Origin of the sequence: Mesorhizobium sp. M4A.F.Ca.ET.020.02.1.1, from assembly GCF_004022645.1 — a bacterium.
GTDB lineage: Bacteria > Pseudomonadota > Alphaproteobacteria > Rhizobiales > Rhizobiaceae > Mesorhizobium.
Genome location: NZ_RZOI01000832.1, coordinates 1 through 2,453, shown reverse-complemented (window position 1 = coordinate 2,453; position 2,453 = coordinate 1). Strand labels below are relative to the sequence as shown.

The 2,453-nt window shown below is 55.8% G+C and carries 3 protein-coding genes; all 3 read right to left on the bottom strand.

Annotation, left to right across the window (positions count from 1 at the left end):
* Positions 1-136: 136 nt before the first annotated feature.
* Complete coding sequence (locus EN742_RS31820) at positions 137-1,003, bottom strand: hypothetical protein (protein WP_091600494.1); 867 nt, start codon at positions 1,001-1,003, stop codon at positions 137-139.
* Between the two features lie 119 nt (positions 1,004-1,122).
* The gene (locus EN742_RS31815; RefSeq protein ID WP_091600493.1) at positions 1,123-1,890 is read right to left on the bottom strand and encodes a hypothetical protein; all 768 of its coding nucleotides are present in this window, start codon (positions 1,888-1,890) and stop codon (positions 1,123-1,125) included.
* Positions 1,891-1,987: 97 nt separating this feature from the next.
* The coding region (locus EN742_RS37675; RefSeq protein ID WP_189375689.1) for a hypothetical protein at positions 1,988-2,453 on the bottom strand (466 nt) is incomplete at its 5' end.

Genomic DNA, 2,453 nt, shown 5'->3' with positions numbered 1-2,453 from the left:
CAAAAAGACATCGTCCTTGCAAAAGGCGCCTACGGCCGGTGAAGACCCATGGTGGGCTGAGGACTATACAGACCCGTTCAAGATCCGAGACCGTGAGCTGTTCGCATAGAGCTACTCTTGCGCCAGAGCCCGGTTCTCAGGGGTTGGCAGGCACATTGCGATCTTTCAGGGTCTCAATGAGCTCCCGCAGAATGGCATTCGTTTCGTCCTGCCTGCGGCGAACTTCCTCGACAATTCTTCCGGTCGCCTGATCGTCGCGCTCCTTGAGCGCCTCAATTAGTTTCTGGTTGTCAGCGCTAGCCGCCCGATCGGCAGAAACCACCTCCCGCGTGAGAGCCTCGATCGCCGGAACGGTGCGATTTGGCGAAAAGTAATCAACGACCATCGGGGCGAAGGGACTCAGCGTGGCGATCACGAGCGCAAATACGCCGACAAGAATTGCTTTTTTGGCTGAACTGTCGGTCTGGCTGGAGGCCTCTTCGAACTTTCCTATAAAGGTCGTTGCCTGGGCTTGAATATCGTTGCCGATCCGCGCGGCGTTTGTCATGACATCCAGCATGCTTTCAAACTTCCGTTCGATTTCTGCCAGCTGCGCATTCGTGTCCAGAATGGGGTTTCTGGGCATCTGGAAATCCGGCATTCTAGGGGCCGAAATAGCTCGCTCGGTCAATAGCCCCCCGGCATCCGGCTTCGAGATTGAATCGAGCAGTCGCCTTTGGCCTTCCACCTGATCCAGTATGGACCTCATTGCAGGCGACGGCTGTGTGAGCGATTCAAAGCGCTTCCGAAGCGCCTCCGCCTCCTTCGAGGGCCGGAGCAAATCACTGAACTTGTCTTGCTGTTCCTGCAGGCGGATGGCCAAGTTTTTAGCAGGATTTACGTGTGACCCAATACCTGCAAGTGTTTTTGCAATCTCGCTCAATGGCTTGGCACCACTGCCGGTGCTTACCTTAAGGTCCTCAAGCTTGATGGGCTTGGGAGAGTCGGGAGAATCGTCACTCATCAGTCATGGTCCCCATGGGATAGCGCCGGTTAGATATAGGAATCCGGAGAACACAGTGCCAGTTCGAATGGCCCATCTCGCAGGCATGCACTCCGACAACCCACCGCCATTCCGGTGGTCTAAATCGGCAGCTTCGGCGCAATGTCGGCGACGAACAAGCGAAGCGCCATGGCGATCTCGCTGAATTCCTCCGCGGTGAAAGAGACCGTTTCCCCCAAGGCGAAGACACGAATACGCAAGTCTCTTTTGATTTTGATCGTCGCGCCCTTTTCAAAGTACTGGTTCTTGTGAACCTCGATCTCTTCCCCGTCGCTGACGGTAGAACATTTCAAACGGGGCAACTTCAGGCTAAGGGCCCCCGCGCCTTCGTCGCAGTCAATATGACCTACAACGCCATTGCGATGTTCCAGACAGTTCCGAGCCCTCTGAAGCGAGCGGTACTCCTCAAAGAAATCGAGCTTCGTCGCCAATTGCGCCTGCACGGCCAGCAGCAAATCTGGAAAATTGAGACTCGACGCCTTCTTTTCCGCCGCGAGATAAATGTCCTCGAACTCGCCCCAGGTCTCGACCTTGCGTCCTTCCCTCAAACCAAGCGTGTAGATGTAGGCTTGCTCGAGCGTAGCCCTCAGCCCCCTGGCCAGTTCCTGAAACGCCTTCCCCAATATCCACGCGCGATAAGCTAGCTTGGCCTTGGCTTGATCGGCGTGAGGCACGAAGCTCAGCCCGGAAAACCCGTCCCGAGGTAGATCGTTGAGATCTGTAGCCTCGATCGCTGACGTGCATACGGCCACCATTTCAGTCGCCAAGCGGATGGCCTGAAGCGCCGGCGCGATCACGCCGTCGCCGTTGAGGGTGACCGTTACACTGGGTTTGTCTTCTTCCGTCACGGCGTCAATGAATCCGTGTCGGCGATGCCGTCGCCCGTGTCGTGATGCCAAGGTAGGCTAATCTGCATGGGGCCATTTGTGCTCCATGGATTTAGCTTCACCACCTTAATTTTAGCTTTTGCACCCTTTTTCGGGCCGCAACTGCAGCCGCTTTTGTACTCCAGGTGAGTTGCTCGGCGGGGCCAAATGATTCACCGATTGGGGTCTGGGGTAAACGATCCCCTCCAGGCATTTTGCTGGTAACGACCCTTATTCTTTCACCCTGTTCGAGCGCCGCGATGTTGTCCAAAGCCGCACCCAGGCGAAATTCCATGACGTTCAGCATGTGCTTAACCCGCTCTTTGTCCGTGGTAGAGGGGAATGTCCGGCGGCCTTCGGAAAACGCTTGAGTTATGTCATCAAATTTCGCGTCTGTAGCCATCGCAAATAAGTCCTGTGGGAAGATGCGGTTGCGCCGTCCGGCCTGTAACAATCCGGGGGCACGGCGAGCATAGATCTTCTCGACCAAATCTGAGCAAAATGACGTTCGACTTGCCGCGTATTGCGAAAAACCCAGCAGGTAG